This is a genomic window from Methylocaldum szegediense, from assembly GCF_949769195.1.
Lineage (GTDB): Bacteria > Pseudomonadota > Gammaproteobacteria > Methylococcales > Methylococcaceae > Methylocaldum > Methylocaldum szegediense.
Map to the genome: position 1 here is coordinate 574587 of NZ_OX458333.1, position 20875 is coordinate 595461.

Sequence of the window (20875 nt, forward strand, 5' to 3'; positions counted from 1 at the left end):
AATGCGGCCTTCTTCGGTCTATTTTCCCGGTTTAGCTCCTCGCAGCCCCCATAACTTGCACTAATTTAGAGTTTCCGAAAAGTAGCACGGGAATTCTCGACTCTGAAAAGAGTTTGGGACAGCCGGAAGCATGCCTTGTTCAGATTCGTCACGGAATCGAAAAGAAGATGCGCTTGTGCAAGCGTACTGAGATTTTTTATAATGCGCGCTTCATGACGCCGGTGTAGCTCAGTCGGTAGAGCAGCACATTCGTAATGTGCGGGTCGTAGGTTCAAATCCTATCACCGGCTCCAATTCTTACAGGTAGGACCGTTCTGTGTCTTCGGTTCCGGGACACTTTAATCTCCGGGTAACATGCTGGAGATAGCGCCGTAACCATCTGCATTACCACCACTAGCACCAAGGGCGATGTCGGCGAGACCAGCTGATCGCCTATCTCACCGATCTTGGCCAGACGATCCTGCTCGTTGACGCCGATCCATAGCTCACCTTCTCCTGCTTTTTTCTGCTCCGACGCCGTGGAACGGGTTCATCAGGTTCTTGCTCGAAGCGATCTGCGCGGGCCTGATGAGCGAGACCACGATCGACCGCCTTGATTTCGTTTCTTCCGACGATCCGGACGGCAAGCTCCGCGATGCCGTCGACGGGCGGACGCGTCTCAAGCACCTCTTCAGCCGTCCACTCGGTGAACTGAAAAGTAATAACCAAAGCCTACCTCCTTTGCGTGGGAGGCAACCGCTCGGTGATTCTGCGTATGACGCTTGCCCCAGCGCTGCCGGCCAGGTGATGCTTGGTGCCGAAACTGCCGAAAAGCCTTCCGGAAACGAGGCCATCCTTTTCCATTGTTACGAATTTGTCCTTATCCCTTGAGGTTGTACTCCGTAGTAATGTTTGGAGATAAGGCGAGAGTTTTGGCTACGGAAGTCTCCCGGCGCTTGGACATTACACCTCGTTCGAAAGGTTATCTCTTAAGACGCCTCAAGCTCATGGTGGAGTAAGCTATGAAACCAACAAGGAACGTTGTAGGAGCTATCGTTGCATCTGCTGTCTCTCTGTTTCTGACCAGGTGCGTTCCGGCATCAACATGACTGGCTGCCGGCTGGCACCATCTCCACCACTATGGTCGTTCCCGTTCAACTCACCGGCGCGCAAGGCGCCAACGGACCCGTATTGCGGCTGGATACGGTGAACAACTGGAAGGCCCTGCTATTCAACACCGGTTGGAGAGATTACAGCGTCCAGACGGCTACAACCGTCGGCGGCATTACCAACATTCGGATAATCGACTGGCAGTACAAGCACTATCTTGAGTCCATCTTTTATTTATCGATCAGTTCGTTCCAAAGATGCGTGCCACGGTAAATTAATCGAATTGCTCGTAACGCTTGAGTCGGTCTAACCTTTAACTCAATCGTTAAGGGCACGTCTACCGGAGGAGTAAAGATAATGCACATACGAGATATTCTGAATCTATCCTCCGCCTTAAACCATTATTTTAGGTGTCGCTTTCCCAATATACTCCATAACGTAAATTATCGTGCAGTATCGGCCGGTCGCCAGCAGTATCCATCCTTATTAAGAAAAAATCCTGTAATACGTCAATTTCTATTGAATGCCGTGCTCTTGGTAATGCTGTATGGCATCACATACTCGGTGTCAGCACTCACCAATGCAGAGATAAACGACATGGTCGCCGCGCATAATGCCGTTCGCCAGCGTGTGGCTCAAGCTGAATCCCTGCGGCTCGGCGGCAGGGTCAGCATTCCTAATCTCGCTTGGGAGCCCGCTATTGCTGCGGTCGCCCAAGAATGGGCGGACACTCTCATTAAAAATAATCCGCCAATTATTGTGCATCGTGAAGACTTGCAGCAGCGAGGTCTAGGCGAAAACATTTACGAGGGCTGGGCGACGAATGTACCCATCGATCAGTCGGCTGGAAAAGCCATGGAATTCTGGGCTAGTGAGGAACCCTGGTACAACTATACCAAAAACACCTGTGAAGCCCCGCCCGATAGATCGTGCGGACATTATACGCAGGTGGTATGGAGTAGTACGCGATGGCTTGGCTGCGGTCGAGCAACTCGCAAGATCGATAACAAGGAATACGTGATTTGGGTCTGCAACTATAAACCTCCTGGTAATATATCTGGGCAACGTCCTTATAGTGTGAGGCCCGAAGGTGTTATAAATGGAGGACAAAAACAGAATTTAATACCACTGTTTCATCTTCTACTTAAATAAACATAACCGTTAATGTTTTGAAAACATAAATAACCTATAAATTATCTATTTGAAGAGCCGTATCTTTTAAGCATAGTCAGGAGCTATTTCTCGTATGCTGAACTAGATTAATGGATTAGGAATTACAATATTCAATGAATTACTGGAGGACAAAATGAAGACCAAAGCTCTCTTTTTTGCCATAGTATTTAGTATGGTAATTCGATCTAATCTGGCTATAGCGGATCAGGCTGTTTCGGAATGGGGGCGTATTCTCTGGTTCGAAACTGGCTGGAGTGCTGATACAATGGCTGTAATGCTTAATGTTGAAACCGTAAATCCAACAAATCCCTCGTGCAACGTCCTCGATGCTGGATATGCACTGGATCCTCAGGATCCAGGAGTGAGAGTGCATCAAGCGGCAATTATGGGCGCTTTTTTTAGTGGCAAGCAGGTACGCATCCGTGCGGAAGGTTGTGTTTACGGTAAGCCTAAAATCATTGCTGTTGCAGTTAAAAACTAAACGACAACAAGAAAAAGAGCCAGATTAAGCATCTACAATGGGTGGTGAGTTGATTGAGTTGACCCCACGCGGTAGGCCAGACCAAAAAGGGTTGCATGAGATTCATAAACTAATTCAGCCCACCGCCCTAATAAAAACGATAGAAATTTCAAAGGATCGTTCCCCATTGGAAATTGGGGAAAAACGCATAGAGCACATTGCCAACAACGGTGATAGTGTGAGCCGCCGTTTCCACGCCTTTAAGCATGAGTCTGCGAGGAGGAGTAGGCCTCTGTGATTGTCTCCGATCTTCGCGATGAGACGTAAGCGTCCCGCCTAGGACCATCGTGATGGATATAGAGGCTCATGATTGCAAGACCTGCCCCCCTGGTGTTCGCTAAGGTGCGACAATTGGAAACGCAATTGCTAGGACGGGGCCGCCCCCACCGTACGCCCCTCTATCGAGGCGGTGCTTGCCGCCCTCGTTGCCGAGATCGTCGGTAGCCGAGGCCGCATCTGGGCACACATCGATCACGGTTCCGGACCGCCGCCAACGGCGTGACCTACTCGACATCACTCCGGGCTTGGGTGACACCAAGATGTCAGTGCTGCTGACTGCCCTGAGCGAGGTTCACCGCTTTGAAAAACGCGCGCTGTGTTGCCGCCTTCGCCGGTCTCTCGCCCAAAGAGCACTAGTCCGGAAAATGGAGGAGTCATACCCGGCTACCCAAGACCGGCGATGCCTTGCTCCACAAGCCTCGCTACCTGCCGGCCATCGTCGCCCGGCGGCATAATCCGGCGATCCACGCCTTCTGTGAGCGCCTTAAAGCCCGCGGCAAGAACGGCAAACTGAAGGCATTGACAATCTGATCGCCATTGCAATCTCTTGACCGTTCATTCGGTACCCTGAACGAATATCTAGGACGGCAAGGCGAAATTCCGCTGTTCGACTAGTTTTGGCATTTGAGTTAACCGACGCCGGTCATTCGCCGATAGAGACTTCTTTCTTCAAATTCGAATGTAGCGCGGGATTAAAAAATTGGCATTCGTCCAATTTTGACGCATATGATCGGATTTAGGCCTGACGCAGCTGAAGCGCGCCGCTGATGCGGTGTGGAGAAGCTGCGAAGCTTTCCGGCGTCGTTTCCAGAGCCTGCTAGCGCCTTTGGACTCGAGGAATATAGAGTCGTAGTTGGGTTATGCTTCGTTTAACTGTCAACGCCGACTGAAAAGTGACCCCTTTTGAGGGTTTATCGCCGAAGTAAAATTGACCCCTTGAGGCCCAAAAGTTATTCGACGGCCGCTGTCTGCGGCGGGGTTGTGCCTGCCTTGCGCTTGTCCTTCAATCGGTAACTGTCGCCGGTGATTTGCACGATGTGGGCGTGATGCAGGAGCCGATCCAGCATCGCGGCCGTCAGGGTCTGATCATCGGCAAAGGTGCCCGCCCACTGGGTGAACGGCAGGTTGCTGGTGAGAATCAGGCTGCCGCGCTCGTAGCGCTTGGCGACGACGTTGAAGAAGAGATTCGCTTCGTCACGTCCGAGCGGCAGATAGCCGATCTCATCGATGACCAACAGCCTGGGCGCCATCACGACCCGGTTGAAGTACTCCTTGAGACGCTCCTGGCGGTGTGCGGCGGTGAGTTGCAACATCAGATCGGCGGCGGTGACGAAGCGTGTCTTGAGGCCGGCCATCACCGCGCGGTAGGCCAAGGCGATCGCCAGATGGGTTTTACCAACCCCGCTGGGGCCGAGCAGGACGATGTTCTCGGTGCGCTCGATAAAGCTCAAACCCGCCAGTTCCTGGAGCTGGGCCCGGGGCGCTCCCAAGGAGAAAGCAAAGTCGTACTGCTCCAAAGTCTTCACGACCGGCAAGGTGGCCATCTTGAGCAAGGTCTGCCGGGTGCGTTCGGCGCGGGCCTTGGCCTCGGCGATGAGCAGTTTCTCGAGGAAGTCGGCAAAGCTCTCCTCGCGATCGGCGGCCTGCTGGGCCAGGTGGGGCCAGTCCGACCCGATCCGCTCGAGCTTCAGGCTTTGGCTGAGTTCGGTAATCCGGGCGTGCTGCAGATTCATGCCGTCACCTCCAGCAACTGGTCGTACACCGACAGGGGATGTTGCAGGCTGTCATGGGGCAAGACGCGGCCAACGTGCCGCTGGGGTGCCGGCAAGCCTTGGGGTGCCTGAACCGGCAACGGCCGCAGGGCGAGGCGCTCTTCGGCCAATCGCACCGCGGGCTGTACGCCGGTGGTGCCGTGCACCCGTTGATGCGCCACCTGATCGAGCCAGGGGCCGATCTGGGCATTGGCGGTCTCGACATCGAGTGTCAAGCCGGCGCTCTTGAGCGTGGCCGCCAGTGGCGTGATGAAGCTGGCTTTCAGGTATCCGTTGAAGCGCTCCACCTTGCCCTTGGTTTGGGCCCGGTACGGCCGGCAGACCTTGGGCCGGAAGCCATACGCCCCGGCCAGCGCGTACAGGGCCGGGTGCCAGCGGTGCCGGCCTTCACCGTAGGCGTCCCGTTCGGTGATGATGGCGCCGGCATTGTCGAACAGCACCTCTTCGGGCACCCCGCCGAAGTAGTGGAGGGCCTCGCGCAGCCCCGTCAACCAGGCCGCGCTGTCCTCGCGGTCGGAAAAGCGCACGAACGTGGCGCGACTGAACCCCAGCGTGGCCACGAAGGCTTTGAGCGGATCGCGCCCCCGCCGGATCGTCGTGAAATCGGCCTGCATCTGGCGGCCCGGTGGGGTTTCAAAGCGGACCACCGGTTCTTCCGGTCGCCGTTTGAAGGGGGCGAGATACGCCTTGAGCTGGCTGATGCCGCCTGCATAGCCCCGTTCACGAAGCTCTCGCAGCAGCACCGTGGCCGGAATCCAATGCGGACGTGCCGCCTCGATGCGTTGCTGCAGATAGGCTTTGAAGGGATCCAACTTGCAGGGGCGGGGCGCCCGCAGCCGGTACCGGGGCAACGCGCTTTCGCTGCGCAGGTACTTGCGTACCGTGTTGCGCGAGACGCCCAGCTCCCGCGCGATGGCTTTGATGCCATGGCCCTGTCGGGCCAATACTTTGATCTCCACTGACTGCTCCTGAGTCAACATTTCCGCGGCTCAAAAAAGCCGCCATTTTCCCCCAAGGGGTCAAATTTACTTCGGTGTCAGGGGTCATTTTTACATCGGCGGTGACACGGAAGAACCCGGCAGCCGGACGGGATCCTGAACTCTGACCAGGGCGTCTGTACCTCGAACAAAAATCCGGTTTAGCTGAGTAACGCAGGCTGAATGTCTGCTACCGATCGGTGCCGTATCGATGACTTCCCCCTCGATGAGTTCCACCCGGTCATCTTCGGAAAAGATGCCGGCTTCGCCCATGCGATGGTACTCCTCGACGGTGATCCGGTGACGGCGAGGAAACGATTCGGCATTGACATTCATGACGGTCCTCCAGAGGAGAGTGGATAATCCAAAACTTAGATGCGCGAGAGGCAGCTGTCAATCGGTGGCTTTCGGGGCCGGATCGACAACAAGATATCCGACCGCCCGGCTTGGGCACCTCTTCATAAGACCCGAAGAGTGGGAAATCGACGCCGCGAATAGCAAGGCCAAAGAAGGTTGTCATACGGACTCGGCAGAGACGCACACCTTCCTTGGTATGTGAGCTTCCCAGCGACACTAGGCCCTTCGTGCGAGTACCTTGATTTTTCCGTTCATCTCAGCGACGGCTGCGGGTGGGAGTAAGGCGCTTATCCAACACATGCCATATATCCCTAACAGTGGCGACTCGGCTAGCTTGAATTTTCTTGCGCTTCGCCCAAGCTTGGGGCAACGCTTTGATTGCATGCCACTTGGCGCGGAGAATGACCCGGCCTTGCCCGCGAGCTGTGAACCACACTACTGTGACAAGGTTCAGCAATAAATGGAGGGGCAAGAGCAGCCAAAAGAGTGCACCCGGCATGTTCTTTACAAAGGTCCATACGAGATTGCGGTGGCCGTGGTAGACAGAAAAGTCGCTATGCTGGCCCCCGGTGGTTGCGGAGCCTACATGGTGCACTACCGCTTCCGGTACATACATGGCTTTGTGTCCCGCTAAGCGCAATCGGAAACCTAAGTCTACGTCCTCCACGTAACAAAAGTAGTCCTCATCAAAGCCGCCAACGTCAACCAAAGCCTGTCGTCGATATAGAGCCGCAGCAGCGCACGGCGAAAAAAATTCTTTCGCGGTATTGTCGGCATCGCCTTGAAAACGACCATGGCCGTCACGCCAAACTAACCCGGAGACATGATAGACATCTCCCTTTCCGTCGAGCATTCCGGGTACTCCGTGCATCATCTGTCGTGAACCAAAAGCAACTATATCTGGATGGGCGTGAGCAGCTTGGAGCAAGTGAGCCAACCAATGAGTATCAGGGAAAGCGTCCGGATTGAGCAGTGCCACAAATTCTGTGTCACATTCCTCCAAAGCCCGATTGTTTGCTGCGGCGAAACCGACATTCTCGCCGATCCGCCGAACCTTAACTCCCGGTACCAATTCTGCACGTTCAGCCGAACCATCGGTGCTGCCGTTATCTATAACCAAGACGGCCGTCGGCTGGACCGACTGCGATGACAAATGCGTCAGACATTGATCCAGCAGAGTGCTTCCGTTCCAATTAACGATGATGACCGTCACCGATGTTGCCATCAGTTCTGTCCAATATTTAGATTAATCATCGAAAGGTCAAAATTAGCGGATTAGCAATGAAACTCGGCCAAACAAACGGAATGTGCAGCTGGCGTTTTGGAGGGACGTACGGCCATTCGACCTCGCAGCTGAAGACACACCCTAAGATCGAATCGCCGATTGGGTCGGTATTCTAAATTCTAACCCGGGGCGGATGCCGCGGGTATTATTCTCGAAATCAAAGGCGCGATAGGGAGCGGAAATAGCGACTTTTACACATTTGCCCAACGAAAAATAGACTGTTGTGTCGACATTTTCCCGGACTGCAGGATAGGGTAAGAGAGGAACACGACGATCATGTTTTCGCGTTTCCGAGGGAGGGTTAGGTTCGTTGTTGGTGTCCGTTATTCCAAAACGCTGGAGGGTGAGCTTCTTGACCGAAATTACTGGCGTGAGAGATCTGCTAGCAACAGTCGTTTGGTCTTGGCAACAGCCTCAGACCAGCGAAATCTACTTCTACAGAATTCTTGCGCCTTGATCGCGTAACGCAACAACATGTCTCGATCAGAATCGAGAGCTAACAACAACGAGCGGAGCTCAGTCAGATCCGATACAACAAACGGCGTGACTTCAGGATGAGCGCCGACGTCGAACGCTATTGATAACACTCCAGACATCTGCGCCTCCACCAACGGCAGGTTAAATCCCTCCCACAAGCTTGGCGAAATAAAAACATCCAAATTTTGCAAATACGACGATCGTTCTTCGTTCGTACCATTAAGATGCACCAATATCCCCGCGTCCCGAAAGTCCTTTGCATCCGCCTCGGTACCCTTTCCCATCATCGAGAATACAATGTTGTGTTTATCGCGCAGATTCCGTGCGAGTTGAATGAATACGTCGCCACCTTTGTAGAAACGTTCACCGATTCCGAGTCGCATCAATGTTCCAACCCTAAGCGGGCCCTTTTTGGTACAGGTCGGCTGCCGCAAAGGGACATGATCCGCGCCATTCAAAACGACGTCCGCCATAGGCCAACCGATGTCTTCTCGTACGAACTCGGAGATTGCGATAACCCTGTCCACCAAAGGGTAAACATTACGGCGCTTGTTATCGATGACTCTTTCCCGTTCCCCATACTCGGATGGGAACAACTCGGGACTGGGATCACCGTGTTCCCAAACCCAGCACCTTACCCGTCCCCTGAATTCGGGAAGCACCTCGAAGTAGGGAGACGTATGGGCCACTACGTGGGTTACCGAACGAGGATCAATATGGCGCATTAAGATGTCTGGATCGGGATCAAGCTGGAAGACGTTAGGATAACGGTTATAATGATCGTCTGCCTCAAGGCAACCAATGTCTACGTCTATTCCGTCCAGAACAAGGCGCTTCGAGAGCTCATCGACGACAACGGTAACCCCGTATCCCATACTCATCCGGGCTGCGAGGAACAAAACACGCATCAGAAAGCCACCTCGCAGAATCTACTCCACTTTCTCACAAATCGGGCTCGATCCTGATGATTTTCTTCCCCTTTTGGGCGGGTGGCATTCTCGATATGAATAACTTTTCCCACGTGAACCAACTTCGTATTCCAACCCAGACGCTTAGCTTTCAGACATAAGTCAACGTCTTGCGCTTCTGTGCTGTAGCGTTCATCGAAACCGCCACATTCCCGGAATAGGGAGGAGCGAATCAGTAAGCAAGCACCGGTGACGGCCGGAAACTCTTGAGTCTCACCTAGAGGCAAAACGCTTTTGATTTCCTGTCCATGACCGGGGTGATAGCAAAGCCCTTTCAGTTCCCCATCTTTGAATAGATCGATGCCGCCATGCTGAAGCCTACCATCCGGATACACCAGTCGTGTTCCAACAACGCCGGTTGTCGGTTCCCGGTCCAATACACGACACATCTCGAGTATTTGTGCTGACGGGTCTGAAAAGACGATGTCGTTGTTTAGAAATAGTACCTTGTTGTAATTGACATAGCGTGCGAAGAGGTCGTTATTGCATCGAGAAAAGTGATATCGCATGCCATTTTCGAGGCGAATGTTTCTTTCGTGTCGAGCATAGATAGATCGTACGTCTTCGAGCTTCGAGCCGGTATCCCCGACTATGATCTCCATTTCAAACCCAAAATTCCGTTTCAGAACTTGCCGTGCCTCAACCAATGCGTCCAACAACGGCCCGATTAACTCAGGCTTTTCAAGCGTGAGGACAACTACAGAAAGTCCCGGTCCAAAGTGTTTTGACGTGTCGAACGAACGCCCCCCTGCGAGCACTTGCCTTGCACGGTCTATGCTGGATTCAAACGCGTACGGTTCACGAGCCGGGTTCGGCGATTCTCTTCCTGGGCGTTTCTTTTCTCGACGTAGCCACCTGGTCGACGGTCGAAATTCGGCATCAGATAACCCAAGGTTGATGTTGTAAGCCGGGTCGTTCATGATCCAACGATGCCACCGGACCTTCATGAAACGGATTTCTTGAGCAAACGCTTCGATTCGATCCGCGTCATCGCCTCGTGACTCGGATTCGCGGTGCACCAACCGCACATGGGGTGTCCAGCAGACTTTGAGGCCTGCTTCTCTCACTCGGAGACAATAGTCCACATCATTGAAAGCAACAGCGAGGTGCCGCTCGTTAAAACCGCCAAGCTTCACAAATAGCTCTCGCGGGGTTAATAGGCACGCGGCGGTGACAGCACTGTAATTCTGTACCGTGACCAGCCGATTTTGGTAACCGGTTGCCTCTGGATCTTTGCCACGGAATATGTGTCCGGCTACACCACCCTTTCCGATAAGCACACCTGCATGCTGCACGTTCCCATTTGGATAAAGTAGTTTAACGCCGACGCAGCCAGTGCCAGGCTGTTTTGCTAGCGAGACCATTTCCTTGAGCCAATCTGAATCGATAATCTCCGTGTCATTATTAAGAAAACATAGAAAATCCGACACTGTCTGCTCAACAGCGAAATTATTAATGGCGGAAAAGTTGAATGAGTGGTTGTATTGAAGTATTCGAACCTTATTATGCTCTCCGATCTTTTTTAGATATTTTTTCGTTCGTTTCTTGCGTGATTGATTGTCCACGACCACTAACTCATAGTTAGAATACCGCGTATTTTCCAATAATGTTGAAATACAGCGTTCCAGCAGATCGACTCTATCGCGGGTAGGAATAATGATGGTTACGCGGGGTTCATCATCGGGTGGACTGTACTTTATCCGAAAGGTGGCGTTGTATTTCCCGGTTACTGCCGACGCTTGGAATGATTTCAGCTCCTCGTTCAGCAGTTGCAGTCGGCGCTCTAACTTATAAAACTCGTCTATGTTCTTTTCGCGGTGAAACAATACAAACGGAATGTGCAACACATGGGCGCAGAGTTTACCGACAGCCTGCTGAAGGAGAATCCACCAGGCCATCAGCTCCGCGTCTGGGCAAGCATATATCTTGCTGGTTGCCAATACGGATTTCGAGACAGAGACCACCCTGTCGATATAGTCGTATTCGAGGAAATAATCTGGACTCCAATCGGGTTTGAAATTTGGATCGCAGCGCGAGCCTTGAGAATCCAGGAGATCGTTATCCGCGTATACAATATACGGTCTTTCCGAAGGTCCTGATAACTTCTCATTTAGAGCGAGCAAGTAGTATGGTGATAGGATTGAACCCGGTGAAATGAGTGTTACTATTTCGTTTTCCAGACGAGAAATCTCCGATCTTATTTCATCCGAACCAAACGATTCAAACCGTATCCTTTCATCTTCGCTTGCAAGCGCCTGAAAGTGTTTAGGCTCGACGTTCTCACAAAATATCGTGGCTCGCCAAGAAGCGACTTTCTGCGTTGTTATCGAGTGCAGTAATGATGGTAACCAGGAAGCCGATTGTGATGTTACAAATACAAAGAAAACATGTGCCGGTGTTTCCTCAGGCGCAGGTTTCTTTTCCTCCAGACTTGTGAAATATGCTTTCTCGATGCGATCGATCCACTGCTCGTAGGTCAGTTCGACGTCTTCTTCGATGACCGGAGTGGATGTTGCCGGCAAGTGCTTGAGCTTGGTGACAAGCTGCCTAGGTCCGAGCTGCCTGATTAATGCCAAATAATGGGCCACAACTCCAATCGGAGACATTCCCCGTTGGCGGTCCCGTCTATAGTTTGTAATCGCCTTCTCGGCAAGAATAGCGAATATCCACCTGCGCTTGATTATTATTTTTCTTAAGCTGAATTCTCCCGGAATCTCTCTTGGATCGAATCTCACTCGAGAGACCGGTTTGTTGAGCTTGAAGCTAGCCTCGAAATGCCCATTGCGTAATACGAGCGGGTGACATTCGCTGTTGTTGTAGTCGCTGTTCCCGCGGTCCAGATAAAGTTTCGGCTGCTGGAAACCTTGGCCTTCAATTTCAACTCGGTACCATCCGCGGCTTAACCCGAAACGGCCCGGTTGCACGTCGAATTGTGGATCTTCATCGAGCGCACGCCATCGCCTGTTCTCTAATGGCTCTAGCCCACGTAAAGGAACAAACCGGTTTCTTCGCGAAAATTTGATGTGATCAAGCGTATACGCCAACAGCTTATGACTCCAGCGAAGAGGCGCTGTAACTATCCAACTGCGCGAGCGATAAACCTCCGACAATTCACGATCTCGGTCTGCCACGGTTTGCCTCAGGCTGGCGATTTGAATATCACGTTCGGTCAGGGCTTGGTTGAGACTCGCGATCTGGGCATTGCACTCGGCTATCGCGTGGTTAAGGCTAGCGATTTCTTCAAGTCGTTGCTGCAATTCTTCGGCAGGGGTTGCGGGTCGCACAGTCCAGAAGTTGTGTTCCTGTGGAACAGACGGTACTAATGTCCCGTTCAATTGCAGATGTCCGGAAGTAACGAGTTCGGTTTGTCCAGCAATGACCCGATGCCCTAGCCGATTGAACTCCACGTTTTGCTTTCGCACAACACAGAGCGAATTGCTAAATTCAACCGAGTGAATCTGCGCGAGTACGTCGTCGTCAAGACCTAGCCCATATTTCTCACGGAAGCCGACAAGTAATGCACTGCAACTTCTATCGATGCCCCAGTGTTCTTGATTTATTATGTCGATCAATAGTTTGAAGAAGCTGACGGAAGAAAATGGGTGGAACAGCCCACCTTCGAATTGTTGCCAATAGCTGCAGTGAAGGTCTTCTGCAACAAAAACACCTCCGTCTTCGAGGCATGGAAAATAGCGACAGAACGTTTTGACTATATCAGAGGACTGATGCGATCCGTCACCAATAATGATATCGAAACGATCTGACTCCTTTTGAATCCTTTTTTGCGTGTCATCTGTATTTGCATCGCCAATGATTACCGAAATTCGCACGTCGTCGTACAGGAGCTTGCTGCAATCGTGATTAATATCACAACCCACAAGTTTTTCAGCTTGAGAAAAATACTTGGACCATAACTCAAGCGAGCCGCCATTTTGAATGCCTATCTCAAGCAAGCGAATAGGCTTATCCCGATAGTCAGCAAAAAGTCGATCGTATGCGGAAAGAAAGTTAGACCATTTATCCGATACTTTACCCCGATGTGTCGCGTATAGTTCTTGGAGCGTTTTCTTATCCATTTATTACCTCGCGAGACATGGGCTCAAACGAAAGCCCTGTCACCTCTCTGGACGAAGCTTACTCGATGAGACATTGACAACATAGGTTTGTTAGGACCGGCCCCGATTCCTTTCAAAAGGAGAACGAATCATCAATGAAATAGCGGCCTTCCAGTCGGAGTGCGCGATAAAATCCAATTACGGGCGATGTTGCAAAAGAGCCAGGGTCAAGGCCTGAATCAGCCGCTCACGGGTCATCCGCTCTTCGGTGGACCATCCCACTTCTGCACGGGAATACACGGCACCGCCGCCAAGTACAGCGAGCCCTCACGCTCCCACAAATAGGTTATGTCGGAAATCCATTTCTGGCTGGGCGCGCCAGTCCGTTGTCAATCAGACTATCGCTCACCCCTAATGCTGTGCCACCGCTGCAACGGCACGTCCGGACAGCACTCGCTTCACCACGTGTTGTTCAAATTCCGCCGTATACCGCTGGCAGTTTCTGTTTTTCTTTTCAACTCGCGGAACACCTTCAAAGGTTTAGCTCTGAACGATGGGGTATCCATCGAATCGTAGCAAGAGAGGGCTGTTTGGACAGATCAATAAAGCGATCGAAAACTACGTGGAGATACCTTTCTTCCAAAAAGCACTCAACCGTGGCGTCGGCATTCGAGATAAATATAGAGACCAGGGCGGCGATATAGGAAATAGCTCAGAAAAGTTCGATTGCCAGGACAGATTTCATATAACGTGAGACTTAATCTTACTGTATTTTTGAAGTGCTTTAAAGCAATACCATATCTTGTCGTTTTAGTGATAACACTGTTCCGATATGAAACCCTCGCCAATGATTTTCTGGAATGTTTGCTTCAATCAAAGTCTTTGGTGAAAAATCTTCGGTGGCGTCGAACTTTGACGGGAGCTTGAGTAATTTTCCAAGATGAGCGTGAATGTCATCAGACCCAAACCTACGCACATGATCATTTTGTCCAAATCGCCTTATACGCTCATGATCGCCTATATCTTGAAAACATTCATCATATTTTCCAGGCATAAAGGGAATAATGCATAAATGAGTTCCATTGTTGCTTAACATTCTATGTAAATGAAATAGCGTATAAGCAATATTACATGGAACATGCTCGAGAACATGAGAATGAATGATTAAATCGAATTCAAACGAAGGCCAATCCTCTAAGTCGCAGAGATCAATTTTTTTGCACTCTGGCGCGAAAGAGTAAGCTTTTGGATTTATATCCGCTACGACATAATTGCTCTTGTCTGTTAAGGTTTTTATGCGGTCGTATAAACCTCTTTCAGGAGCTAAATGCAAAATTCTCGTATTCTTGCTTATTTCAAGACGCTGAAGGTATAACCAAAGTAACCTAGTACGCTCCAATGACCCGCATTTTTTGCAGCGTACGGATTTTCTTGAGTTCATATCCAAAAACTCATAACAACCACATATATTGCACCTCATTCTCACCCCTTAATTTCGCATCTTTAGATGATAAAGCCTATCAATATGAGAGAAACACTTGTAAACGGAACATGATCAAAAATCTGCGTTCTTCCTTATTCCCCATTTTTCGCCGTTTATACAAGATTCGGCAGTATGGTCACTATCGTTTATTTTTATATTTAGAATATACAAAAAGAGGTCAAGTTGCACGCGTTTCTGCATGGATTGATTGTTCTGTTTAAACTGAGATACATTGTAAAGATCCTTTATAATCGTTTACCGAGAAGACGTAATACTTTGTTCGGGGCCCGGGTAGTGAACAACTCGGGAATGATGAAGTCTGAAGTAAATCCATGCTTCAGAGGTCTCAGCGATGGTGGTTCAAATGCTTGTCTGTCAGCACTGCGGAAGTGAATGGATCGTCCGAAACCGTCGCGCACCGAACGGGAAACAACGCTTTCTGTGCCGCACCTGTGATCGGCAATGTCGTCAAAATCCCGCGCCCCGTAGCTATGTAGCTATTTTCTCAAGCCGAGCGCGAACAGATTCTGCGTGCCTATCAGGAGCGCAGCAGTTTGTGGGGGCTCCAACGGACCTTTGGCGTCGCGCCCGCCACGGTGGTCGCCAAGTGGCTCAAAAAAAGTCCAAAGCCTGACGCCTCTGAACGTTCGCTGTTGTTGTAGTCGCTGTTCCCGCGGTCCAGATAAAGTTTCGGCTGCTGGAAACCTTGGCCTTCAATTTCAACTCGGTACCATCCGCGGCTTAACCCGAAACGGCCCGGTTGCACGTCGAATTGTGGATTTTCATCGAGCGCACGCCATCGCCTGTTCTCTAATGGCTCTAGTGCTCCGTCACCCGTCAAACGTGGGGTAAAGCTTACGGAGTTTGATCCGCGCGTCGGCCGTGGTGAATTGCCAGTTGGCTTTCACTTGGGTTTGGTTACGGCGCTGCGCCCAGGCGGCGACATGCCGGACCCGGTCGGCCCGTTCGCCGATCCGCTCCGGCAAATCGCGGGCCAAAGCGCTGAGTTCAATTTCCGCCATGTCCAGCCAGCTCCCGTGCTTCGGCGTGTGGTGAATCTCCAGCCGCTCGGCGAGCCGTCGAGCCTCCTCCGGCGCAAAAGCTTCATAGAGGCGCGCCGTCGAATGGGTGTTTAGCTGATCCATCACCAACACGATTTTATCTGCCTCCCGATAGCGCCCCTCCAGCAGGGTTCGCACAACCTGGGCAAAGTCCTGACGGGTCCGGCCATCGGTGACCTGAACGTCACGCCACCCGGCCAGCGGCTCGAAGGCCAAGAACACACTCGCCACCCCGTTCCGCACATAGACGCTGTCATAACGTGCCACCCGCCCCGGCTCCCTCGGCAGCGGTTCTCGGACCTCGCCGATCAGCTGGATAAAGGTCTCGTCCAAACAGACGACCGGCCGTTCGCTCCGGTACGGCCGCTGATAAACTTCTAGGACATCCTCCATGGCCGCAACAAACTCGGCCGAGGCTTTCGGCGGAATGACCCACCGCTTGCAGAGGTGCGGTTTGAGTTCGTTTTTTTCAGCACGCGCCGGACCGTTTCGTACGAGACGGTCTCAGCCATTTCCAGCTCGACCAGACGCTCAGCCAAGAGCCGCAAGGTCCAGCGCGACTTGCCCTCCGGCGGCGGCGAACAAGCCAGCGCGATCAGCCGGGCTTCCTGGGCACCATCCAGCCGCCGGAGATACACGCGTTCGCTCGGCTTGGGCACCAAGGCCGCCGGCAGACCTTGTTCCACGAACCGCTGCCGCACCCGTTCCACCGTACGAACGTGGACGTTTAACGCCCGAGCAATTTCGTCATCGGTGCGGCAAGGCCCGCCCTCGGCTTCATCGGCCTGTAACAAAATCCGGGCATGGGCCAGTTTTCGCGCTTCGCTCTTGCCCTTGTTGACCAACCCTTCCAGTTCGCGCCGCTCCTCACAGGTCAGCGTCACCCGATATTTTTTCGCCATCTTCGTCTCCTAACCAAGGATCCGGCCAGAAGCGCCGGACCGTCATTCCTTGGAATCGGCAATCGACGATTGATGCAGTACTAGCCCACGTAAAGGAACAAACCGGTTTCTTCGCGAAAATTTGATGTGATCAAGCGCATACGCCAACAGCTTATGACTCCAGCGAAGAGGCGCTGTAACTATCCAACTGCGCGAGCGATAAACCTCCGACAATTGGCGCTCTCGTTCTGCCTCGGCCCGGCTGAGTTCGGTGATCTGTTTGTTACGTTCGGTCATGGTTGACTCAGGCAGGCGAGCTGATTAATGCGTTCGGTCAAGGTTGGGTTGAGACTCGCGATCCGGGCGTTGTGCTCTGATAGATCACAAGCAAACACAGGAGCGCTGACATGACGAGCTTGCTAATACTCAAAAGGTGCACAGTTTTCACGTATTTGTTGGCTGACTTTTTCCAAAAGTGATGTCACGCAACCGCAGATCATCTACCGCGTGTTATCCATCTGTCGAGAGTCCCAGAAAAGCAGTGTAGAGCGTCCTTGCAGTCGCCGGTCCAGCCTTGTCCAACTTCAAATCGTCCTCCCGGTATCGAGTGTGGTGGCAAGTATCTCCAACGACCTGGGCTTGGTACTCCGCGAATTCGGGACCTTCGAGATTGAAAGTTAGACCTAAAGCCTGGCTTATTCTCGTCAACTCGCTAGCCGGATCGTCGATCAAATGATCATAGTCAACGACGATACGGGTCCGGTTCGCTTTTTGCCGGAAAGAAAAACGTGTGTTCCACCAAAGGTATAACCCTTTTTCTAGGTCGAAGCCATCCCTTTTGGGGAGCGATCGCGTCACACTCTTTGGTTGTTGGAAGCAATGGCGTAACTCGCTCGGACTCGCTACTGACCGAACACACTCTGTCGAAATGTTGGGCGTAGGTAGTTTCCTATTGCCTTCATTCGATATTATCGATTTGTTCACTAGGTTAGCGCTTTCGGATGACGGCCAGGGCATCTGCGCTATTAGGCCCGCCCATATAGTCCATTGAATCAAAGAAGCGGATTTCTGCTATCTCGTCAACGAGATATTTCACATCTTCATCAGAAATGAATGGTGAGTGACATGGCTCCTTTTTTTGGAGAGCATAAAGAAAGTCTCTGGTTTTTAGCGCGTCTTTTTTCTCAAGGTGGGGTGGTTGATAGCCCAAATCTTCGATGAAATAAATTCCACCACGCGCCAGGTGTTTAAATAAGAAGGCAAGAGATATTTGTTGGTGGTGTGACGCGTGGCTTGCATCGTCAATGATTACCCTTATTTCATGATTGCAGCGCTGTACGGCTCTTGTGAGATCGTCAAGATTCGATTGATCTGCCTGGGTAAATGTAATTTTACCGCGCACAGCTTGCGAAAAATCGGCAATATCGATTCCGTGTATTTGAGCGCGTTCGAAATAGTCATCCCACATATATAATAGAGTTGTTTCTGATGCTAAACAATTGTAAATCAACAGATTTTGTAGTTCCAAAGACCGGCGGAAAGTGAGAAAAAATAATCCACGAAGTGACCCAGATGATTTCTAATCCGATGCATCAAGCAGTGGAAGAACTTCATGCCACCGATGGCATGCTCAACGATGACCCGCGTGGCGGCTTGTTTTCTGTTCTGTTTCTTCTGCTCAGGCGTCAATGTCGGATTAGGGTTTTTCTTGGATTTTCTGGGTTTCTTGTGGGGTAGATATATTTGGGTACTTTGATAATCTTTGTCCGCGCCCAGAAATCCTAAGTCAAGCCATAAATTGACCTTCTCGAACCACGCTGAACCCGGTGTGAAGACGTCTTTCATGAGTGTGTAGTCATGTACGCTGCCTGCCACAATGCAGCACAAAAACAATATCCTTCGATTAAAGTCGGAGATTACGAGGGATTTGAGCGTATGTCTTTTTTTTTCCGCTGTAATGCTTTTCCTGTTCAGTTTCATCTTGGGGTCGAACGCAAGCGACCTCTACGCCATCGATCACTATGTTCTTATATTGATCAATGAGTTGAGAGAATTCTTCTGGGGTTGTTAGTGTGCGCTCCGGCATGACGTTGAGGCTTGTCAACGCTCGCACTAAAACCGGCAGCAACCGGTCGATATGGGCATGGGCATGTCCGCCACTAAAACCGAAATGAAAGCCCAGAACGTCAAAAGTGGGATAGGTTTTCAAATAGTACAAAACGAAAAACAGCTTTTTCTCGTAAGAATCAAGATAACCTTTAGGGCCGCCCTGTTTGACGTGTTTTATCTCGCCCTTTTCGACACGCTCTCGATCGATGGCGAGAGCGGCCGACTCGAATACTTTGACGAGGGCTGTGAACTTCGCCTTGGGCATTCCAATCAACGATGCCACGATACGGTCATCGGTTATTTGGCTAAATTTGTCGTAGATCACGGAAGGTTTTTATATTCGGATTTGTTTGAGAAACAAGTGGGCTATCAATACCATGCATTAGCATCAGGTACAACTCTAATGATGGCGTGTCATCGAAGGATTTGCCTTCTGACGCTTTTTGCACATCGTGTCTAAGGAGTCCGATCTCTAAAAGAGTGAATTCCTCGCGGCGGAGGGGCGATAAATAATATTCATAAATTCTTGTATAAAAATGTCTATTATAGTATAAGCTACCCTTATCAGTGCGATATTTATTTGCTAATTTGTCGAGAACAAGAGTATTTCGATATTTGTAACGTCTTTTTTCGTTGTATCCGAACTTAAACATATGTTCATGCGGATCAATACACGCTCTTGCTACATCTGGATTTAACCAAAGATACTCTTGGGCGTTAAAGTCATAAGGAATTCGTCGTTCTCCGACCGGCCAGTCAAACAGAGGATTTGAATTTAGCTTTAAGTCAATTGCCTTGTACGAAAAGTTTTCTCTCCATGCGATGAAGTTAAACGATAATTGATCTCTTTTCGAATATCTGAGGATATGGTTGAACCATATTTCGCTGACTCTTTTAACATCAGCTTGATTGTGCCTGCGTAGAATAAATCCTCCAGCAATCAATCCAGATCCAGGAGGGAAGCCTGCATTGCGATAGACGTCCATTTGCTCGCGAACGCGACTTTCGTCGTCCATCGCGTTCTTAATTATCACTTCTGCTTCATCGAAAATGCAATTGCGCCATGGATGCCTTAGACAAACAAACCCGGGACCGCCTCTGGGTAAAAATTCGTCAAACAACGAAGATGGATCTTTCTTTAATACAATACGATTATCAATATAAAGCGATTCATCATAGTCTGATAAATATAAATGAGGTAACAACTTGAGACGACGGCTTTCACGGGTACTACCAATCGCAATTGTGTCGATGCGTCGTATGTCCCATGTAGCCGACGTAAGATCATCTCTATCGGTGAAGCAAATAAATTTTATATTCTTCTTATTTTCACAATGTTGTTCATTTAAGGTCTCATAGTTACCGAATAAGCATTGTATAAACGACTCTCTTAGGTGACTTTAGGCGTAGCATTCTCAGTATTAAACAATAAAAAGGGAGGATAATAAAATCTGGTTTACGTTTAATGCTTTGATTGACCTAAGGATTGGAAGGTTGTCTTATTGGGACTGTTATGCGTTTTCAATGAGTTCATTCCATATTTTCGGTCCGTCTGTCGGACATCGTCGGCACCTGGCATCTTCGAAAGATTATTTAGCAAGAATCCGATCCAGCAACTTGTAATAGCGATCAATGTTCGCGGTGATCGTGTAACGTTCGCATACCATGCGATGGGCTTCAGACGCGAGCCTTTCACGCAACTGCCGGTCGACTATCATTTCGCGCAAGGCCTTGTACCAGGATTCGGTATCGTTAGCCACCATTAATGCATTTTCTCTGTGGCGGCCGACTGGTCTATACGTGTCAACATCAGAACAGATTATTGCTAATCGTAGCGCGGAATATTCCAAGAATTTCAAATAGCTCTTGCTGCGGTTGAAGACATCATCACGAAGCGGAATGATGCCAATGTCCCAGTTGACCTTCTTGATTAACCAGTTAACGAAATCCGGGTAAGCGTTTTTCTCCGGCAACGGTATTTTTCGCCCAAACATGGGCTCTTTACCTTCGAACGCGCCGATCACCTCGACCTCTATCTTTTTGCCAAAGTCGCGTTCGATGCGTTGTATGGCTTCAACCACAATCTCGAGATCTTGGTCGTGTGTCGGGGTGCCGATATACCCGATGCGTATCGGGTCGCTGTCCGTCTTATTCCGCGCATTGGCACGTGGAGAGGAGTTCAGTTGCCATAGTTCGGCGTCCAAGCAGTTTTCTAATAGTACTAGCTCACCGCGTGGGGACAGTTCGTGCACGCGGTCCAGCAACGCCGGGGTGGAAACGGTAATCAAATCTGCAAGGTTGATAAAAGCGATGATACGTGACGTCGTTTCAATCAAGTCCCTTTCGTTCCGACCAGTCCTTTTAGCCAAGCCTTCAGCATCTAACATAT

General features: G+C 50.7%; 18 protein-coding genes, 1 tRNA gene and 1 pseudogene. 5 read left to right on the forward strand and 15 right to left on the reverse strand.

What is annotated here, in order from left to right:
• The first annotated feature begins 217 nt into the window (after positions 1 to 217).
• The 4 genes from QEN43_RS02555 to QEN43_RS02570 all read left to right on the forward strand — a co-directional run bounded on the left by QEN43_RS02555 (position 218) and on the right by QEN43_RS02570 (position 2743).
• Positions 218 to 293, forward strand: a tRNA-Thr gene (locus QEN43_RS02555).
• A 247-nt stretch (positions 294 to 540) separates the two neighbouring features.
• Entirely contained in the window at positions 541 to 870 is a 330-nt protein-coding gene (locus QEN43_RS02560) for a hypothetical protein (protein ID WP_026610785.1), read from the forward strand.
• Positions 871 to 1446: 576 nt separating this feature from the next.
• Positions 1447 to 2241: a CAP domain-containing protein gene (locus tag QEN43_RS02565; protein WP_084162132.1), complete on the forward strand. Its 795-nt coding sequence runs from the start codon at positions 1447 to 1449 to the stop codon at positions 2239 to 2241.
• A gap of 154 nt (positions 2242 to 2395) precedes the next feature.
• Positions 2396 to 2743, forward strand: coding sequence for a hypothetical protein (locus tag QEN43_RS02570; RefSeq protein WP_026610787.1), 348 nt, complete (start codon positions 2396 to 2398; stop codon positions 2741 to 2743).
• Positions 2744 to 4011: 1268 nt separating this feature from the next.
• Here QEN43_RS02570 and istB read toward each other — a convergent pair.
• The 8 genes and pseudogenes from istB to QEN43_RS02610 all read right to left on the reverse strand — a co-directional run bounded on the left by istB (position 4012) and on the right by QEN43_RS02610 (position 14393).
• Positions 4012 to 4794, reverse strand: a complete 783-nt coding sequence (gene istB / locus QEN43_RS02575; protein ID WP_026609733.1) for an IS21-like element helper ATPase IstB — start codon at positions 4792 to 4794, stop codon at positions 4012 to 4014.
• Positions 4791 to 5813 carry an IS21 family transposase gene (gene istA / locus QEN43_RS02580; protein ID WP_026609734.1) on the reverse strand — a complete coding sequence of 341 codons (1023 nt, stop codon included), beginning with the start codon at positions 5811 to 5813 and terminating at the stop codon, positions 4791 to 4793. The genes istB and istA overlap by 4 nt, the downstream gene beginning before the upstream one ends.
• Positions 5814 to 5882: 69 nt before the next feature.
• Complete coding sequence (locus QEN43_RS02585) at positions 5883 to 6146, reverse strand: Uma2 family endonuclease (RefSeq protein WP_051331614.1); 264 nt, start codon at positions 6144 to 6146, stop codon at positions 5883 to 5885.
• A gap of 277 nt (positions 6147 to 6423) precedes the next feature.
• Complete coding sequence (locus QEN43_RS02590) at positions 6424 to 7392, reverse strand: glycosyltransferase family 2 protein (RefSeq protein ID WP_026610265.1); 969 nt, start codon at positions 7390 to 7392, stop codon at positions 6424 to 6426.
• 422 nt (positions 7393 to 7814) lie between these two features.
• Positions 7815 to 8837 carry a glycosyltransferase family 4 protein gene (locus tag QEN43_RS02595; RefSeq protein WP_026610266.1) on the reverse strand — a complete coding sequence of 341 codons (1023 nt, stop codon included), beginning with the start codon at positions 8835 to 8837 and terminating at the stop codon, positions 7815 to 7817.
• Complete coding sequence (locus tag QEN43_RS02600) at positions 8837 to 12973, reverse strand: glycosyltransferase (RefSeq protein ID WP_317963666.1); 4137 nt, start codon at positions 12971 to 12973, stop codon at positions 8837 to 8839. The genes QEN43_RS02595 and QEN43_RS02600 overlap by 1 nt, the downstream gene beginning before the upstream one ends.
• 189 nt (positions 12974 to 13162) lie before the next feature.
• Positions 13163 to 13329, reverse strand: a pseudogene (locus QEN43_RS02605) (IS3 family transposase); the annotation flags it as partial.
• Positions 13330 to 13736: 407 nt separating this feature from the next.
• Positions 13737 to 14393, reverse strand: a complete 657-nt coding sequence (locus QEN43_RS02610) for a methyltransferase domain-containing protein (RefSeq protein WP_156912719.1) — start codon at positions 14391 to 14393, stop codon at positions 13737 to 13739.
• 406 nt (positions 14394 to 14799) lie between these two features.
• Here QEN43_RS02610 and QEN43_RS21635 point away from each other — a divergent pair, with 406 nt between their 5' ends.
• Positions 14800 to 15069 (forward strand): transposase-like zinc-binding domain-containing protein, encoded by a 270-nt coding sequence (locus tag QEN43_RS21635; RefSeq protein ID WP_162144290.1) that lies wholly within the window; start codon positions 14800 to 14802, stop codon positions 15067 to 15069.
• Between the two features lie 196 nt (positions 15070 to 15265).
• Here QEN43_RS21635 and QEN43_RS02615 read toward each other — a convergent pair.
• From QEN43_RS02615 to QEN43_RS02645, 7 genes are all read right to left on the reverse strand, one after another.
• A protein-coding gene (locus tag QEN43_RS02615) for an IS630 family transposase (RefSeq protein WP_156912920.1) occupies positions 15266 to 16398 on the reverse strand; the annotation gives its coding sequence in 2 pieces (ribosomal slippage) (positions 15266 to 15957 and positions 15957 to 16398; 1134 coding nt in all).
• 42 nt (positions 16399 to 16440) lie between these two features.
• Complete coding sequence (locus tag QEN43_RS02620) at positions 16441 to 16674, reverse strand: hypothetical protein (protein WP_026610269.1); 234 nt, start codon at positions 16672 to 16674, stop codon at positions 16441 to 16443.
• Positions 16675 to 17365: 691 nt separating this feature from the next.
• Positions 17366 to 17845, reverse strand: a complete 480-nt coding sequence (locus QEN43_RS02625; protein WP_317963667.1) for a hypothetical protein — start codon at positions 17843 to 17845, stop codon at positions 17366 to 17368.
• Positions 17846 to 17883: 38 nt separating this feature from the next.
• Positions 17884 to 18357, reverse strand: coding sequence for a transposase family protein (locus QEN43_RS02630; protein ID WP_084161864.1), 474 nt, complete (start codon positions 18355 to 18357; stop codon positions 17884 to 17886).
• Complete coding sequence (locus QEN43_RS02635) at positions 18281 to 18811, reverse strand: helix-turn-helix domain-containing protein (protein WP_317963409.1); 531 nt, start codon at positions 18809 to 18811, stop codon at positions 18281 to 18283. Before QEN43_RS02635 ends, QEN43_RS02630 begins: the two co-directional genes overlap by 77 nt.
• A complete protein-coding gene (locus tag QEN43_RS02640; RefSeq protein ID WP_317963668.1) occupies positions 18792 to 19691 on the reverse strand; it encodes a glycosyltransferase domain-containing protein in 900 nt (299 codons plus the stop codon). Before QEN43_RS02640 ends, QEN43_RS02635 begins: the two co-directional genes overlap by 20 nt.
• 384 nt (positions 19692 to 20075) lie before the next feature.
• On the reverse strand, positions 20076 to 20822 hold the full coding sequence (locus QEN43_RS02645) for a glycosyltransferase (RefSeq protein ID WP_317963669.1): 747 nt from the start codon (positions 20820 to 20822) through the stop codon (positions 20076 to 20078).
• Positions 20823 to 20875: the final 53 nt, after the last annotated feature.